The 15,787-nt window shown below is 75.0% G+C and carries 13 protein-coding genes, 2 tRNA genes and 1 pseudogene; 8 read left to right on the forward strand and 8 right to left on the reverse strand.

Annotated elements, in window-relative coordinates:
* Nucleotides 1-17 precede the first annotated feature (17 nt).
* Both AB1673_13170 and AB1673_13175 read left to right on the forward strand, forming a co-directional pair.
* Complete coding sequence (locus AB1673_13170; GenBank protein ID MEW6154920.1) at nt 18-299, forward strand: hypothetical protein; 282 nt, start codon at nt 18-20, stop codon at nt 297-299.
* Between the two features lie 81 nt (nt 300-380).
* Nucleotides 381-581, forward strand: a complete 201-nt coding sequence (locus AB1673_13175; GenBank protein ID MEW6154921.1) for a cold-shock protein — start codon at nt 381-383, stop codon at nt 579-581.
* Between the two features lie 81 nt (nt 582-662).
* Here AB1673_13175 and AB1673_13180 read toward each other — a convergent pair whose 3' ends face one another.
* The 6 genes from AB1673_13180 to msrA form a co-directional block, all read right to left on the reverse strand.
* Nucleotides 663-989: a hypothetical protein gene (locus AB1673_13180; protein ID MEW6154922.1), complete on the reverse strand. Its 327-nt coding sequence runs from the start codon at nt 987-989 to the stop codon at nt 663-665.
* 53 nt (nt 990-1,042) lie between these two features.
* A complete protein-coding gene (locus tag AB1673_13185; GenBank protein ID MEW6154923.1) occupies nt 1,043-1,870 on the reverse strand; it encodes a glucose 1-dehydrogenase in 828 nt (275 codons plus the stop codon).
* A gap of 1 nt (nt 1,871) precedes the next feature.
* A complete protein-coding gene (locus tag AB1673_13190) occupies nt 1,872-3,008 on the reverse strand; it encodes an alpha/beta hydrolase (protein ID MEW6154924.1) in 1,137 nt (378 codons plus the stop codon).
* A complete protein-coding gene (locus tag AB1673_13195) occupies nt 3,001-4,404 on the reverse strand; it encodes an FAD-dependent oxidoreductase (GenBank protein MEW6154925.1) in 1,404 nt (467 codons plus the stop codon). Before AB1673_13195 ends, AB1673_13190 begins: the two co-directional genes overlap by 8 nt.
* Nucleotides 4,405-4,418: 14 nt before the next feature.
* Complete coding sequence (locus AB1673_13200) at nt 4,419-4,877, reverse strand: SRPBCC domain-containing protein (GenBank protein ID MEW6154926.1); 459 nt, start codon at nt 4,875-4,877, stop codon at nt 4,419-4,421.
* A 276-nt stretch (nt 4,878-5,153) separates the two neighbouring features.
* Nucleotides 5,154-5,807 carry a peptide-methionine (S)-S-oxide reductase MsrA gene (gene msrA, locus AB1673_13205; protein ID MEW6154927.1) on the reverse strand — a complete coding sequence of 218 codons (654 nt, stop codon included), beginning with the start codon at nt 5,805-5,807 and terminating at the stop codon, nt 5,154-5,156.
* Between the two features lie 92 nt (nt 5,808-5,899).
* Between msrA and AB1673_13210 the strand changes: the two genes are divergently transcribed.
* From AB1673_13210 to rpoD, 4 genes and pseudogenes are all read left to right on the forward strand, one after another.
* Complete coding sequence (locus AB1673_13210; protein ID MEW6154928.1) at nt 5,900-6,064, forward strand: toll/interleukin-1 receptor domain-containing protein; 165 nt, start codon at nt 5,900-5,902, stop codon at nt 6,062-6,064.
* A 25-nt stretch (nt 6,065-6,089) separates the two neighbouring features.
* Nucleotides 6,090-7,823 carry a DNA primase gene (dnaG, locus tag AB1673_13215; GenBank protein MEW6154929.1) on the forward strand — a complete coding sequence of 578 codons (1,734 nt, stop codon included), beginning with the start codon at nt 6,090-6,092 and terminating at the stop codon, nt 7,821-7,823.
* 94 nt (nt 7,824-7,917) lie between these two features.
* Nucleotides 7,918-8,106, forward strand: a pseudogene (locus tag AB1673_13220) (RNA polymerase sigma factor region1.1 domain-containing protein).
* A gap of 270 nt (nt 8,107-8,376) precedes the next feature.
* The gene (rpoD, locus tag AB1673_13225) at nt 8,377-9,585 is read left to right on the forward strand and encodes an RNA polymerase sigma factor RpoD (protein MEW6154930.1); all 1,209 of its coding nucleotides are present in this window, start codon (nt 8,377-8,379) and stop codon (nt 9,583-9,585) included.
* Here the strand turns inward: rpoD and AB1673_13230 are convergent.
* Nucleotides 9,567-9,959: a hypothetical protein gene (locus tag AB1673_13230; GenBank protein MEW6154931.1), complete on the reverse strand. Its 393-nt coding sequence runs from the start codon at nt 9,957-9,959 to the stop codon at nt 9,567-9,569. The two genes, rpoD and AB1673_13230, sit on opposite strands and share 19 nt — an antisense overlap.
* Before the next feature lie 42 nt (nt 9,960-10,001).
* A tRNA-Asn gene (locus AB1673_13235) sits at nt 10,002-10,075 on the reverse strand.
* 65 nt (nt 10,076-10,140) lie between these two features.
* Between AB1673_13235 and AB1673_13240 the strand changes: the two genes are divergently transcribed.
* Nucleotides 10,141-10,213 (forward strand) — tRNA-Ile (locus AB1673_13240).
* 324 nt (nt 10,214-10,537) lie between these two features.
* Nucleotides 10,538-15,787: hypothetical protein (locus AB1673_13245; protein ID MEW6154932.1), on the forward strand; the 5,250-nt coding region annotated here is incomplete at its 3' end.

Consider the following 15,787-nt stretch of genomic DNA (forward strand, 5'->3'; position numbering starts at 1 on the left):
GGTTGGCCGCTGCGGCCGTGTCCGTAGCGTTGGCCGCCGGTGCCGCCGGAGCGTTGGTCGTCGGAGTGCCCGGCGTGTCGGGTGCCCAGACGAGCGAGGCCCCCACGACGACCGTGCCGCCCGCGGCCGAGCAGGAGGGCACCGGCGAGCGCCCCGGCCGGGGCCACGGTCACGGTCACGGCCAGAACTGCCCCGACAAGGAGGGCGAAGGCGGCGCCGAAGGCACCTCGATGCGGCTGCGCATGGCCGACGCCCACGAACGGATGGGCGGGCCGGCCAAGGGGCATGCCAACCAGTAGTGCGCGGGGCGGCTTCGCCCTACAATCTCGGCGCGAGCGGGCAATGGAACCGCTCGCGCCGAGATGCGAAGAGAGACCTAGGTGGCTACAGGAACCGTGAAGTTTTTCAATGCGGAGAAGGGCTACGGCTTCATCTCCCGGGAGCAGGGCGACGACGTGTTCGTGCACTTCTCCAACATCGTGGGGTCGGGCTACCGCACCCTCGAACAGGGCCAGCGGGTGGAGTTCGACGTGGCCCCCGGGCGCAAGGGCGAAGAAGCGCAGAACGTCCGGGTCATCTGACCTGAGGCCCGCCGGTGGGGCGGGCGCCACAGCCACCTGACCGGGCCGGCCCGGGACGGCTCGCGTCCGGGAAGAGCAGGCTCAGGCGGCGTCGGCCTGGGGGCCGGCCTCAGGCTCGGGTTCGAGCACCAGGCGGGCCATGCCCGAGACGATCTCGACCGACGGGCCCTTGGCCGTCTCGTGGATGACCACCTCGACCGTGGCGACCCGGCTGGCCCACTCGTCGAGCACCTCGAGGGCGGCGCGGGCCCGGGCGCGTCCCGGGAAGCGGGCCTCCAGGGTGACCGGGAGCGACGGCCCGTCGGTGCCGGCACGAGTCAGCAGGCAGTCGATGGTGACTGTGCCCTCGCCCTGCTCGGCGAACAGCAGTTGCCCCGAGAGGGAGATGGTGGTGGTGGGCTTTCCCATGGTCTCTGTATCGGCATATACCCCGCCGGACTGGAGCCCCACCCTCCGCCGGCTCATTCCGAGCTCCAGGTGGAGCGGAAGTCGGCGTAGAGGGTCAGCCCGCCGTCCACGTAGATGGTCTGGCCGCAGATGTAGGCGCCTCCGTCGGAGAGGAGGAAAGCTGTGACTTCGGCCATCTCCTCGGCCGTGCCCGCCCGCCCTATGGGGATGTTGGCCGTGACCTGCTCGCGCTTGTGGGGGTCGTCGAGCCACGAGCGGTTGATGGGGGTGACCGTGGCGCCGGGGCCGATGCCGTTGACCCGGATCCCGCGACCGGCGTACTCCAGGGCCAGGGTGGTGGTCAGGTTGCCCATGGCCCCCTTGCTCAGGGCGTAGCTCAGGAACCGGGGCTTGGGGATGACCTGGTGCACTGACGACACGTTGACGATGGCCCCCGGGCGCCCGCCTTCCAGCAGGCCGGCGATGTGCTCGCGGGCGCACAGGAAGGCCCCCCGGATGTTGACGGCCATGACCCGGTCGAAGTCGGCGGCCGCCAGCCGGTGGGAGTCCTGGGCCGACTGGATTCCGGCATTGTTGACCAGGAAGTCGACCGGTCCCAGCTCGGCCCGGGCCCGGGCGAACATGGCCTTCACCTGGTCCTCGTCGGACACGTCCGCCCTGACCAGGACGGCCCGGCCCGGCCCGGGGCAGTTGTTGACCTCGTCGATGCAGCCGGCCACGCCCTCGTCGATGGCCTGGCGGGTGCTCTCGGCGCCGCCCGGCTCGCCGACGTAGTTGACGGCCACGTTGGCGCCCTCGTGGCCCAGCTTGACGGCGATGGCCTGGCCGATGCCCGAGCCTCCCCCGGTGACGATGGCGGTGCGTCCCTGGAGGCCCTCCACGTCAGACGGTCAGGGGGGGCCGGTCGAAACGCTGAGGCTCGTCCTTGCGGTGCTTCTCGATGAAGTCCAGGAGCCGGGGGAAGATGTCGGCCGCCACCCGCTCGCCCATGAACGGGTCCTGGTGGCCGTAGCCCCGGAAGACGTGCAGCTCGTGGCGACCGGGGGCCAGGCGCTCCAGGGCCTGGTGGCAGACGACGTTGGAGTCGGTGAACACCTTGTTGTCGTCGCCCGTCATCAGCAGCATCGGGGTCTCGATGTCTCGGGCGTGGGTGAGGTAGTCGGCCGGCAGGCGGGAGTGGGCCGGCTGGTCGTCGTAGCGGACGGCCCGTCCCGCCCTGACCATCTTGGCCACGTGGCGGTAGTAGTTCATGCTGGTGGCCCCGTAGAGGTCGCCACCGCGGCGGTGGGTGACCTCGGCCAGGTTCTCGTGGTGGTAGAGGGCGGGGCGTCCCGACCCCCACATCACGCTCAGCATATGGCAGGCGGGCACGTCGCACTCGGGGTGGAACAGGGACAGGAAGCGGCTCACGAGCTTGCCCCGGGTGATGCCCTTGTCCTGGCTCCAGCGGGGGTTGAGGTAGGGGAAGCCGAGCACGTGCTCGACGAAGTTGGGCCCGAGGGTGAGCTTGACGTGCGACCAGCGGGGGATGCGGGGGGTGAGGGCCACGCTGTTGGCCACCACGCTCGACACCCCGTCGACCACCTTGGCGAACAGGCTCATGACGAACGAGTTGGCCCCCAGGCAGTGGGAGATCACGTGGACGGGCTTGTCGCCGACGTGGCGGCGCATCTCGGCCAGGGCGGCCGGGTAGTCGTAGAGGGCCACGTCGTCCATCGTGTACTCGTGCTCGAAGAGGTTGTAGGAGTGGCGGTTGCTCATCCGGAAGTCGAGGCACCACACGTCGTGGTAGCCGTTGTCGAGCAGGTAGCTGACCAGGTTGTAGTGCTCGGGCATGATGAACATGTCCGTCGAGGTGGTCAGGCCGTGGACGATCATCACCGCCTCGGTGGCCTCGTCGGGCAACCCTCGGCGGAACCGGGTGAACGACAGGCCGAGCTTGTCCTCGGTCCAGAACCAGTGGGTGGTCACCTCGGCGTCGCGTACGCCGTCGAGGGTGAACAGCGGGATCTCACGCATCGGGTACCTCCTCCCCCGCGGTGGAACACAGCGTATGAGGGTCGAGCCGGCGGCGGCGATCGGGGTCTCGGGTCGTGCGCGAGTGCATGTAGCGCAGCGAGCCCGTGTGGTCACATATCTCGTCGAACTCCTCGACGATGCGATCGAGCAGGGCGGGGGTCATGCGGTCGGGGGCCATGGCCACGAAGAACAGCACTTCGACCCACTGGTCGTCGCCTGGGCGACCGGCGGCCAGGTGGGCCGAGCGGATGCCCTTGAGGTAGAGGGTGATGACCGTGAAGCAGCCGGTGTCGTCGCGGTAGCGGCGCAGCAGGTCATTTAGCCGGCGGGCCACGGCGTCGAGGTCGCGCTGGCGCACGATGGCCACCAGGTAGCGGGTGGGGTCGCCCACGGTGGAGTCGATGACCCGGTCGGAGAACGACTCGGCGTTCTTCTGGGCGGCGAAGGGCGGGGCGAACACGATGCCGGCCAGGCCGACGTACTTGAGGGCGCGGTCGATGGCCGGGGGGAGGCGCCCGGCCACGTAGCCGATCCCGTTGAGGGCGCCGTAGGCCGCCTTGTCGGCCAGGCGGGCCACCGGGGTGGGCTCGGCGGGGACGTAGACGGAGAACTGGCCGATGGCCAGGCGGCCGGCGTCGACCCACATGCCCCGCAGGAACCGGGCCTCGGGCGGGGGGTCGGCCAGCAGGGCCCCGGCGGCCGCCAGGAAGGCGTCCAGGGAGCGGTAGAAGCTCTGACGGTTGCGCCAGATGGTGGCGTGCTTGTCGACCCGCTCGACGCGTACGGTGAGCGAGGTGATGACGCCGTAGCGGCCCAGGCCGAGCAGCACCTGGTTGAGCTCGGCGGCGTCGTGCGTGCGGCTGGCCCGGCGTACCTCGCCGTCCCATTTCACGTACTCGATCTCGGTGACCAGGTCGACGAACAGCCCGTGGCGGAACGACGAGGCGCTGATGCCCCCGACCGAGGCGAACCCCCCGGTGGTCACGTGGGCGTGGTCGCCGATGACGGGCAGGCCCAGGCCCCGGGCAGCCAGGGCCTCGTCGACGTCGGCCGACTGCGAGCCCGCCTGCACGGTGACGGTCATGGCCTGCTCGTCGATCTCGAGGACGCGGTCGAGCTTCTCGGTGAGCAGGACCGTGCCCCGGTCGCGCACCACCAGGTCGTTGCTGGAGTGACCGTGGGCGCGGACGGTTACTTCGTGGCCCAAGGCCTTGGCCTCGGCGAGCACCTCGACCACGTCGTCGGTCGTCTGGGGCAGGTAGACGCGCAGGGGGAACCGGGGCGCGGCCGCGGGCTCGGCCACCCTCGACCAGTCGTAGCCCAGGCTGTCGATGCTGTCGTGGGTGAACCGTTCGTGGCTGTTGATGCGCCCGACCCAGGCCGGCGTCCTGCTCATGGCCGGGCCGCCCTTCAGGCTCCGGCTCCGGGCCGTAGCCGGCGGGCCAGGGCCTCGGCCAGGTCGTCGTAGCCCCGGCGCACCGACCGCCCGATGACGGCCATGACCGGCCGGGCCAGCAGCCCGGTGGCCGTCTCGGTCTGGACGAGCCGGGTCTGGTCCTCGCCCACCGGTTCGAGCAGGAACGAGCGCAGCACGTCGAACAGCGACGCCGGCACCATCTGGCGGCTGCGCCACGTGAGCTGGCGGGGTGGGTCGACGATGCGGACTTGCTGGCGCATGGGCACCTTCAACCGGCCCATGCGCAGCGTCATCCTCACCTCGGCCCCGGCCCGGGGCGGCCCGTCGGCCCCGAACAGGGTGGGGTTCCACCCGTCCCACCCCTCGAAGTCGGCCAGCACGTCCCACACCCTCTCGGGCGGCGCGCCGACCACGGTCTCGGTCCGCAGGGTGGGGAAGGGCCGGGTGCTCACCTGGCTGCGAGGTTAGGCCCGCCCCGGCCCGCCGTACAGGGCCGCATCTGCTCGGGACCGAGCGGGTACCAGCCGATGACGCCGGCCTCGGCCAGGCCGTTTCGTGGTCCCACAGGGACCTGACAACCTCACGACCGTGCGAACGGAGGCCGTCGGGGACACCATCGGCCTGCTCTGACGACCAAGAGCCAGAGCTGGCGCTCGCCGTCAGTGCCGGCTTCGAGCTCGGCCTTGGGTAACCGCGGAGACCTGGCGGCCGTGAAGCGCGGTCGTCACCTACTCGGCCGCGGCCAATCCGATAGGGCAGCTGACACCTGTCCCGCCCAGGCCGCAGTAGCCGCCCGGGTTACGGGCCAGGTACTGCTGGTGGTAGTCCTCGGCGTAGTAGAAGGCGGGGGCGGGACGGACCTCGGTGGTGACCTGGCCGAAACCGGCGGCCGTGAGCTTTTCCTGGTAGGCGGCGCGCGACGCCTCGGCCGCTCGTTGCTGGTCGGGGCCGTAGGTGTAGACGGCCGAGCGGTACTGGGTGCCGACGTCGTTGCCCTGGCGCATGCCCTGGGTCGGGTCGTGGCCCTCCCAGAAGGCCCGCAGCAGGTCGTCGTAGGTCACCTTGGCCGGGTCGAAGACGACCAGCACGACCTCGGCGTGCCCGGTGCGCCCGCTGCACACCTCCTCGTAGGTGGGGTTGGGCGTGAACCCGCCGGCGTAGCCGACGGCCGTCGTGTACACCCCCTCGGTCAGCCAGAACTTGCGCTCCGCCCCCCAGAAGCAGCCCATGGCGAACACCGCCGTCTCGTGGCCCTCGGGGAAGGGCGGCTCGATGGGGTGACCGTTCACCAGGTGGGTGCCGGTGATGGGCATCGGGCGGCTGCGGCCGGGCAGCGCCCGCTCGGCCATGACCATCTCGCTCTTGTGCCTCGGGAAGAACATCACGCTCCTCAGTCTGTGTCTCGCTCCGCCCGTAACAACATCGGCCCCGGGCCGGCGGTTCCCGCCAGACCTTACGAGTAGCTTGCGCTGCGATGGCGGCGTTCACCCACGACGTGTTCGTGAGCTACGCATCGGCGGACCGCGCCGTGGCGACCGACCTGGCCGCGCGCCTGCGCGGCCGGGGCCTGCGAGTGTGGTTCGACGAGTGGGAGATCGAGCCGCCTCGGATGTCGGTCGTACACGGGGCGAGCGGGTAGCTCGGGGTACCCTCCGGCACTAACCATGGGGATAATGCAGGAGGACGTGGCCCGGGTGAGGGCGGCGTCGGACCTGGCGGGCATCGCCGGGGAGCACATCGCGCTGAAGCGGGTGGGCCGGCGCTACCAGGGGCTGTGCCCGTTCCACGCCGAGAAGTCGCCGTCGTTCTCGGTCAACGCGGCCGAGGGGCTGTATTACTGCTTCGGGTGCGGGGCCAAGGGCGACGTGATCACCTTCGTGCGGGAGGTGGAGCACCTCGACTTCGCCGAGGCCGTGGAGCGGCTGGCCGCCCGGGCGGGGATCAGCATCCGCTACGACGACGCCTCGCCCGCGGCCGCGGCCGAGCGCAAGCGGCTGGGCGTGCTGCGCGACGCTTTGGCCCGGGCCGTGGAGTGGTACCACGAGCGCCTGCTGTCGGCGCCCGACGCCGTACCCGCCCGCCACTACCTGCGGGCCGAGCGAGGCTATGGCAGCGAGGTGGTGCGGGCCTACAAGCTGGGCTGGGCGCCTCAGTCGGGCGACGCCCTGGGCCGGGCCCTGCGCCTGCCCGACGACGTGCTGCGCGACGCCGGGCTGGGGGCCGCCTTCCGGGGCCGGCTGCTGTTCCCCATCTTCGACTCCAAGGGCGACCCGGTGGGGTTCGGGGGGCGGGCGCTGCCCGGGGGGCCCGGCCCCAAGTACCGCAACTCCCCCGAGACCGCCCTCTACAAGAAGAGCCGGGTGCTCTACGGGCTGAACTGGGCCAAGGGGGCCATCGTGGCGGCCGGCGAGGTCGTGATCTGCGAGGGCTACACCGACGTGATCGGGCTGCACCAGGCCGGGGTGGGCCAGGCCGTGGCCACGTGCGGGACGGCCCTGGGCGAGGAGCAGGTGCAGATGCTCAAGAACTTCGCCCGCCGGCTGGTGCTGGCCTACGACGCCGACGCTGCCGGCCAGGCGGCCGCCGAGCGGGTATACGAGTGGGAGCGCAAGTTCGACATCGACGTGGCCGTGGCCGCCCTGCCCGCCGGCCAGGACCCCGCCGACCTGGCCCGGCGCGACCCCGAGGCCCTGAAGGGGGCCGTGGCCGAGGCCCGGCCGTTCCTGGAGTTCCGCCTGGGGCGGGTGCTGGCGGCGGCCGACGTCCGCTCGGTGGAGGGCCGGGCACGGGCGGCCGAGGCCGCGCTGGCGGTGGTGGGCGAGCACCCCAGCGAGCTGGTGCGGGACCAGTACGTAATGGTGGTGGCCGACCGTACGGGCATCGACCCCGACCGCCTGCGGGACCGGCTGGGGCGGAGGGGACGGGGGGCGCCGGGTACGCGGCCGGGCGGGGGGCCGCCGCCGGCCTCGTTCCTGCGCGCCCGTGACCCGCACCGGGCCGAGGTCGAGGCCTTGCGGGTGGCCGTGCACCGTCCCGAGGAGGTGGCCGACCGGTTGCACGAGGCCCTGTTCGAACCCGGGGTGGGGAGGCGGGCGTATGTAGCCCTGGCCTCGTCCGAGACCCTCCACGACGCCATCGAGGCAGCCGAGCCGGGGGCCGCCGCCCTGCTCCAGAGACTGGCCGTGGAAGACGACGACCCCGACCCAGACGGCGTGCTGGCCGCTCTGGCCGACAAGGCGGCCCGGGCCGCGCTGGCCGACCTCGAGGCCCGGGGGGCGACCACCGAGATCGCCTGGCTCAAGCCGACCATCGAGGAGCTGGGCGAATCGGCGACGAGGCCGGCAGCCACCGACCGGTTGGTACGCTGGCTGGCAGAACGGCCCGGGGGAGAAGCATGAAGTCCGGAGAGCGCCCCAGCGCAGACCAGTGAGCGACGACGCCGAGAGGACGGGGGTCGAGGCCCGCCCAGTTGGCGCCGACGTCGAGCTGTCGGTGCCGGTAGGGGTCCCCACCGAGGACTTCGGGCGTCTGCTGGAGGCCGGCCGCCAGAGCCGGGCACTGTCGCTCGACGACGTGATGGCCGTGCTGCGCCACGTCGAGCTGACCCCCGACGTGATCGACACCGTGCGCCACCGCCTGGCCGCCGAGGGCATCGAGCTCGACGAGTCCGTCGAGGAGGCCGACCCCGTCGAGCTACTGATGACCCTTCCGGCCGAGGAGGGGCCGGGGCTCTCCGTTCTGGCTGGCGAGGTCCCCGCCGGCGACGCGGGCGAGGACGAGCCCGGCCGGGCAGTGGCTCTCGACGTTGGCGGACCGGCACTGGCCGGCGGGCGCGACCCCCTCGACGACCTCAGGGACCGCGACCGCCTCGACGACCGCGACCGTCTCGTCGGCGACCTCGATCACCGGGATCGCCTCGACGGGCGCGGCCGCCTCGATGCCGACGACGGCCTGATCGACGACGGCGAACGCCTCGACGGCCTCAGCGGCCGCGACCGCCTCGCCGACAGCGGCGGCCTGATCGACGACCTCGATGACCGCGGCCGCCTCGATGGCGGCGGCGGCGTCGATGACCCGGCCGGCCCAGCGCCCGCCGGCACCGTGGCCGGGCGCGCCGGGGCGGTTGGGGGCGGGCCGGCGACGGCGTCCCCGGCTTCGGGCACCGGCCAGTCGCCGGCCGCGGCCGCCGCGGCCGCCGCCCGTGAAGCCAACCGGGTGGGCGGGGCGGCCGCTGACCCGGTGCGGACCTATCTCAAAGAGATCGGCAAGGTCGACCTGCTCGACGGCGCCCAGGAGGTCGGGCTGGCCCGGCGCATCGAAGCCGGCCAGGAGGCCGAGACCCTCCTGGCCGCCGAGGAGCTGCTGGAGGGCCTGGGGGCGCAGGCGTCCGACGCCCGGATGCGGGCCTTGCGTCGCCTCAAGGCCGACGGCGAGGTGGCCAAGCGTCTGCTGATCGAGGCCAACCTCAGGCTGGTGGTGTCGATCGCCAAGCGGTACATGGGCCGGGGGCTGATGTTCCTCGACCTCATCCAGGAGGGCAACCTCGGGCTCATCCGGGCCGTGGAGAAGTTCGACTACACCAAGGGCTTCAAGTTCTCGACCTACGCCACGTGGTGGATCCGCCAGGCCATCACCAGGGCCATCGCCGACCAGGCCCGCACCATTCGCATCCCCGTCCACATGGTCGAGACCATCAACTCTGTATTGAGGGTCCAGCGTCAGCTACTCCAGGAGCTTGGACGTGAACCTACGGTCGAGGAGCTGGCCGTCAAGGTGAACATGGCCCCCGCCCGGGTGCGGGAGATCCAGCGCATCGCCCAGGAGCCGGTGTCGCTCGAGACCCCGGTGGGCCAGGAGGACGACAGCCAGCTCGGCGATTTCATCGAGGACGTGCAGGCCGTGGCCCCGGCCGAAGCCGCCGCCCGGGCCATGCTCACCGAGGCCGTGCTCGAAGCCCTCGAGCAGCTCACCGACCGCGAGCGCAAGATCGTCCGGCTGCGCTTCGGCCTTGAGGACGGCCAGGTGCGGACCCTCGAGGAGGTCGGCCGGGAGTTCGGCGTGACCCGGGAGCGGATCCGCCAGATCGAGGCCAAGACCCTGGCCAAGCTCCGCCACCCCATGCGCAGCCAGAAGCTGCGCGACTACCTCGACGAGGAGTGAGGGCCGCCCGGCGGCGGGGGAGCGGCCCCGCCCGGGTTGGCGGCCGGGGGGATGGTGGCCGTGCCGTTGGGCGAACCGTCGGCGTGCCCGTTGCTCGGCGGGCGGTGGGGGAGGACCTTGTCGGGGATGTGGTCCCGAGCGGCCCGGGCTGTCTCGACCACCTTGGCCTTGACCGTGGTGGTCACGGCCTCGGTCGCTTTGCCCAACTGTTCGTCGACGGCCGTGCGCACCGTGGCGGCCAGGGCCTGGGCCCGGGGTGACTCGGCTATCGCCCGGAGGCGGCGGTTGATCTCGTCGTAGCGGGGGCGCCCGGCCTTGGCGCCCAGGTAGTAGCCGGCCGCGAAGCCGGCGCCGAAGGCGAGCTTGTACTTCATCGTTCTGGGGGTACCCGCCTCGGACGGATGCCAACCGGCACGCTCCGGGGGTGGGACTCGAACCCACAACAAACGGCTTAACAGGCCGCTGCTCTGCCGAATTGAGCTACCCCGGAATCGGCGTCGACGTTAGCAGTCTGCTTGCCGGGACGGCCCCGGGGGGCGAACATGGCGGGGCGTGGGGCCCGTAGCTCAGTGGTTAGAGCAGCGGACTCATAATCCGTCGGTCGCAGGTTCGATCCCTGCCGGGCCCACGCACGTACCTCCCTTTGGGTCCATCACTCCAACACTTTGCGAAGTCGCTGGTCAACGGGAGGTAGAGGGTTGGGGGTAGGGCGGGGCGCGGCACCAACAGGTGCTTGCTCCCCCTGGGGCCCGGTGGTAGACCTCGCCTGCTTCGCGGGACGTGTCGCGCGCCCGCACCAACCTTGTGGAGGATCGAGCGGGGCCCATGACCACAACGGAGACAACCGCCGGGGAGGTGCGGGCCACGTCGCCCGCCGCGCCCCGCCCGGGTCTGCGGTGATGGGCGCCACCTTCGCCCCGGGGGGCGGGACGGCGTGGTCCCCCGGCCGCCTGTGAGCCCCAAGGCCGCTCCGGTCCTGTTCACCCCTATCTCCCGGCCGCCGCAGTCCGTCTTCCGGGACCTGACGGCGCTGGTGGGGGCCGTGCTGTGCACCCTTCTCGTCTTCCTCGGGGCCGGCCCGGCGGTAGCCACCTCGGAGCCCGCCAACACCCCCACGACGGGCACGACCCTGGCCAACACCACGACCGGCACCACCCCTTCGGCCACGGCCAACGCGGGCGCTTCACCCCAAGCGACCAGCGCCGCCACCGGCCCGGCCTCGGCCAGCGCCAACGCCAGCAGCAGCGCCAACTCGGGTTCGAGCTCGTCGGCGTCGTCGCAGTCGGGGGCCACCGGGAACGCGTCCAACACCATCAACGGCGTGGTCGTCGGGGGCGACGGGGGCGCCGGGGGCACGGCCTCGCCCGTGGCCGGGCCGGGCGGGGCGGCCTCCAACAACGTGACCGGCGCCGTCGTGCCCGGTTCGTCGACCTCCACCGGCGGGGCGAGCATCGGGGCGGCCACGGCCAACGGCGGGGCGGGCGGGGCGGCCAGCGTGGTCCTCAGCCCCACGGCCCAGTCGGGTAGCAGCGGGGCGGCCACGGCCCAGTCGTCGGCCTCCAACAGTGGGGCCACGGGCAACGCCGTCTCCACGGCCATCGCCAGCCCCAGTGCCACCTCGGGTAGCTCGGGCGGCACGGGCGGGGCCCCGGCGGGCGGGGCGTCCAACCCCTTCGCGGTCAACACCGGCGTGCTCGGGATCGCCCCCGTCAACAACCGGCCGGTGAGCATGGTCTCCAGTTCGGCCGACTCCGGCGGCAGCCCCTTCGGCGGGGCGGGCACGGCCGCCGGCCCTCCCGGCCACGGAGGGGGGGCAGCCAGCGGCCAGGCCGCCACCGGGGGGCCGACGGGGTTCGGCGGCTTGGTGGCGCCCGGGGGCCCGGCACCTACCGCCAGCACCACTACGAACAACAGTGGGGCCAACCACAACAACCCGGCTGGGCCGGCGGGTGGGCCCAACGGCTCGGGGCTGACCCCCCTCGGCGGCCCCGGGGCCCCGGTCGCCCCGGCCCTGCCCACGGCCCCGGTGGCGCCCGGCCCAGCCGACGCGGCCGCCGGCAAGGTGACCCCGACGGGGGCCAACGCCCACGGCACCACGGCCGGCCAGGGACCAGCCAGCTCCAGCGGGCCGGTGGCCACCCTGGGCTCCGCCCTGGGCAAGGGCAACTCCGGTTCGACGTCGGGCTCGGGCGCGGCCTCGGGCACCACGGGTTCGGCCACCAACACGTCCTCGGTCGGCGCCCTCGGGGGCAACGGCGGGACGGGGGGCACGGCCGGCCCGGCCACCGCCGGGGGCGGGGACGCCACGGCGGCCGTGTTCGGCACCATCGGGCCCTCGGGTGCCAGCCCGTCGTCCACGGGAGGGGCCTCCATCTCGACGGCCGACGCCAATGGCGGCATGGGCGGGGCGGCCACGGTCACCCTCGACGGCCCGACGGCCGTGAGCGGCAGTTCGGGGGCGTCCACCGCCCATTCCAGTTCCACCAACTCGGGGGCCACGGGCGACGCCGTGTCGTCGGCCACCTCCAGCCCGTCGTCGGTGTCGGGCGCCACCGGGGCCACGGGCGCCACCGGGGCGACGACCTCGGCGCCGTCGGCCACCAACTCCGCCCCCCTGGGCAACGTGTCGGCCGCGGGCGGCGACGCCGCCTCGGGGGCATCGGGTAACTCGGGGGCCACAGGCGGGGCCAGTGCCTGGGGCCAGGCCGAGAGCTCGGCCAACAGCGGCGCCCAGTCGGCCACCACCTCTCTTTCAGGCACGACCGGCGCGGCGTCCAACTTCACCGACGTGGTGGTCACCGGCGGAGCGGGTGGGGCCGGGGGCACGGCCCTGCCGGTGGCCGGCCCCGGGGGCTCGGCCGCGGCCACCGTCATGGGCGGCCTCGGGGGCAGCGGCGGCGTGGGCGGGGCCATGGCCGGCGGAGCGGGTGGGGCGGCGGGGGCCGGAGGCTTCGGCCTGGGCAACCCCGGCGCGCCCGGAGGAACGGGAGGGACGGCCGGCCCGGTCGTGGGGGACATCGCCATCGGCGGCGTGGGCGGCCCCGGCGGCCCCGGCGGCCTGGGCGGGGACGGGTTCGGCGCACCGGGCGGGGCGGGCGGGGCCGGGGCCGGGGCCACGGCCGGCAACGGGTCGGCGGGCGGCGCCGGGGGTACGGCCTCGGGCAGCCCGGTGGCCCGGGGCGGGGCGTCCATCGCCAGCGGCACGGCTGACGGCGGGGCGGGCGGGGCGGCGTCGTTCAGCGCGGCGCCGGTGGCCACCACCGGGGCCTCGGGGGCCGCGACCGGCCAGTCCAGCGCCTCCAACACCGCGGCCACGGGGGCGGCGTCGTCGTCGTCGAGCTCCAGCCCTGTGGCCCAGAGCGGACGTTCGGGCGGCACGGGCGCCACCGGTGACGCCGATGCCAGCCCCACGGCTGCCAACTCGGGCGTGCTCGGCTCGGCCTCGGCCACAGGCGGGGACGCCACCTCGGGCCCCTCGGGCGACAGCGGGGCCACAGGCAGTGCCACGGCCATCGGTTCGGCCATCTCGAACGCGTCCACGGGCGCGACCGCCGAGTCGACGGCCCTGTCGGGTGCCAGCGGCGAGGCCAGCAACGAAACGTTCGCAACCGTGGCCGGCGGCACCGGGGGCAGCGGAGGCTGGGCTGCCCCTGTGGCCGCGGGCGGCGGGGCCGCCATCGCCGAGGTGGCGGGCGGCGCCGGGGGGACCGCAGGCGCGGGCGGGGCCGCCACCGGGGGCACGGGGGCGGGCGGCGGCGCCGGCGGTGACGGGTTCGGCGGCCCGGGCGGCGCGGGGGGTGACGGTGGCGGGGCAGGAGCGGTCACCTCGGTCGACGGCACGGCCGTCGGCGGCCTCGGGGGCGCAGGTGGCGCAGGCGGCGCCGGGGGCCTGGGCCTCGGGGGCGAAGGCGGGACCGGAGGCGAGGGCGGGCCGGCCACGGGGGGCGACGGCGCGGCGGGCGGCGAGGGTGGCGCGGCCTCGGGCAGCCCGGCGGCCACGGGCGGGACCAGCGTGGCTTCCGGCTCGGCGGCGGGCGGCGCCGGCGGGGCGGCGTCGATCGTGCTCGACGGGCCCCACGCCGCCTCGGGCCGCTCGGGTGCCTCCGACGCCCAGTCCTCGGCCACGAACACGGGCGAGACGGGCGCGGCCTGGTCCACCGCCGTCTCCAGCCCGACGGCCACCTCGGGCCCTTCGGGGGCCACGGGCGCCACCGGGGCGGCCACCGCCGGCCCGACGGCCACCAACACGGGGGTGCTGGGCACGGCCAGCGCGACCGGCGGGGCGGCCACGTCGGGCCCCTCGGGTGGGTCGGGGACCACGGGCGACGCCATCGCCGAGGGCGAGGCCACTGCCCGAGCGTCCACCGGTGCCCACGCCGGCTCGGCGTCGGAGTCGGGGGCCACGGGCTCGGCCACCAACACCTCTTTCATGAACGTCGTGGCCGGCTCCGGCGGGGACGGCGGCTCGGCCCAGCCCGTGGCCGGCCCGGGCGGTGACGCCCTCGCCACGGTGTCGGCCGGGGCCGGCGGAGCCGGTGGCCAGGGCGGGGCAGCCACGGGCGGGCCGGGTGGGGCCGGCGGTACTGGCGGCACGGGCCTGGGTGGCCCGGGCGGGGCGGGCGGGCCCGGGGGCAGCACCGGTGACGTCACGGCCGTGGCCGACATGGCCGACGCCGTGGCCCTGGGGGGGACCGGGGGTGACGGCGGGGCCGGGGCGGGCGGCGGCTTCGGCATCGGCGGCCAAGGCGGCGCCGGCGGCGCCGGCGGAGCTGGCGCTGGAGGGAACGGGGGGGCCGGGGGCGTAGGGGGGACCGCCTCGGGCAACCCGACGGCCACCGGCGGCACCAGCACAGCGACCGGCGAGGCGGGCGGGGGGGCTGGCGGGGCGGCCAGCCTCACCGCCGCCCCGTCGGCCCGCTCGGGCGAGTCGGGAGCCTCCGCGGCCCGATCGAGCTCGACCAACACGGGGGCCACGGGGGCGGCCACGGCGGCCGCCACCTCGGCGCCGAACGCCACTTCGGGCCCGTCGGGCGCCACCGGGGCGACCGGCGCCGCCACCTCGGCCCCCACGGCGTCGAACACGGCCACCAATGGCACGGCCACGGCCACCGGTGGACCGGCCACCTCGGGCCCCTCCGGCGCCTCGGGGGCCACGGGCGAGGCCCGGGCCACGGGGACGGCCGCGGCGGCCGCGTCCTCGGGGGCGGACAGCGTCTCGGGCTCGTCCTCGGGTGACACCGGGGTGGCTGCCAACCTGACGATCGCCACCGTGGTCGGCGGGGCCGGGGGCGCGGGCGGGTCGGCCGACGCCATCAGCGCGGGCGGGGGGACGGCCGCCAGCACCGTGTCCGCCGGCAGTGGCGGCTCGGGCGGTCCGGGCGGGGCAGCCGCCGGCGGGGCGGGCGGCGCGGGTGGCGAAGGAGGGACAGGAGCAGGCGGTTTCGGCGGCGACGGAGGTGCGGGCGGCGCATCGGGCGCGGTGGTCGCGGCCGGCCAGGACGCCGGCTCGGTGGTGGCCGTCGGCGGGACGGGCGGCGCGGGCGGGAGCGGGAGCGAAGGCGGCATCGCTGTCGGGGGTGCTGGCGGGGCCGGGGCCGGGGGCGGCCAGGCCACCGGCGGCGAGGGCGGGGCCGGGGCGGCGGGCGGCCAGGCTGCGGGGGACCCGGTGGCCGTGGGCGGCGCGTCGATCACGTCGTCGGCCGCCGGTGGGGGCGCAGGGGGCTCGGCCCGGGCCGACTTCGGCAGCCCGGACGCCCGGTCGGGGGCCTCGGGGCCGTCCGACGCCCAGTCGTCGGCCACCAACACGGCCAGCACGGGTGGGGCCACGGCCACGTCCACTTCGGCGCCCACGGCTGTCTCCGGCCCCTCGGGGGCCAGCGGCTCGACGGGAGAGGCCTCTTCCGGCCGCCAGGGTGCCGCCACCTCGGGAGCGTCGGGGGCGACGGGCACGACCGGCGACGCCACTGCCACCGGGGGCGCGACGGCGACGGCCGCCTCGGGGGCGCACTCGGGTTCGGCGTCGACGACCGGGGCCACGGGCGACGCGTCCAACTTCAGCGACGCGCTGGTCACGGCCGGCAGCGGCGGGGCCGGGGGCGAGGCCGTGGCTCTGGCCGGGCCGGCCGGGGCCGCCGTCGCGGGCGTCGTCGGGGGCGCGGGCGGCAACGGGGGCGAGGGCGGGGCGGCCACCGCGGGTGCGGGC

It is taken from the genome of Actinomycetota bacterium (assembly GCA_040754375.1).
In the GTDB taxonomy this organism is placed as follows: Bacteria; Actinomycetota; Acidimicrobiia; order Acidimicrobiales; family AC-14; genus JBFMCT01.

Bases quoted from the DNA above. Each gene is read 5' to 3' on its own strand.
- AB1673_13180 (MEW6154922.1), bottom strand. From the start codon at position 989: ATGGGAAAGCCCACCACCACCATCTCCCTCTCGGGGCAACTGCTGTTC.
- AB1673_13190 (MEW6154924.1), bottom strand. From the start codon at position 3,008: ATGCGTGAGATCCCGCTGTTCACCCTCGACGGCGTACGCGACGCCGAG.
- AB1673_13195 (MEW6154925.1), bottom strand. From the start codon at position 4,404: ATGAGCAGGACGCCGGCCTGGGTCGGGCGCATCAACAGCCACGAACGG.
- msrA (MEW6154927.1), bottom strand. From the start codon at position 5,807: ATGTTCTTCCCGAGGCACAAGAGCGAGATGGTCATGGCCGAGCGGGCG.
- AB1673_13210 (MEW6154928.1), top strand. From the start codon at position 5,900: ATGGCGGCGTTCACCCACGACGTGTTCGTGAGCTACGCATCGGCGGAC.
- dnaG (MEW6154929.1), top strand. From the start codon at position 6,090: ATGGGGATAATGCAGGAGGACGTGGCCCGGGTGAGGGCGGCGTCGGAC.
- AB1673_13230 (MEW6154931.1), bottom strand. From the start codon at position 9,959: ATGAAGTACAAGCTCGCCTTCGGCGCCGGCTTCGCGGCCGGCTACTAC.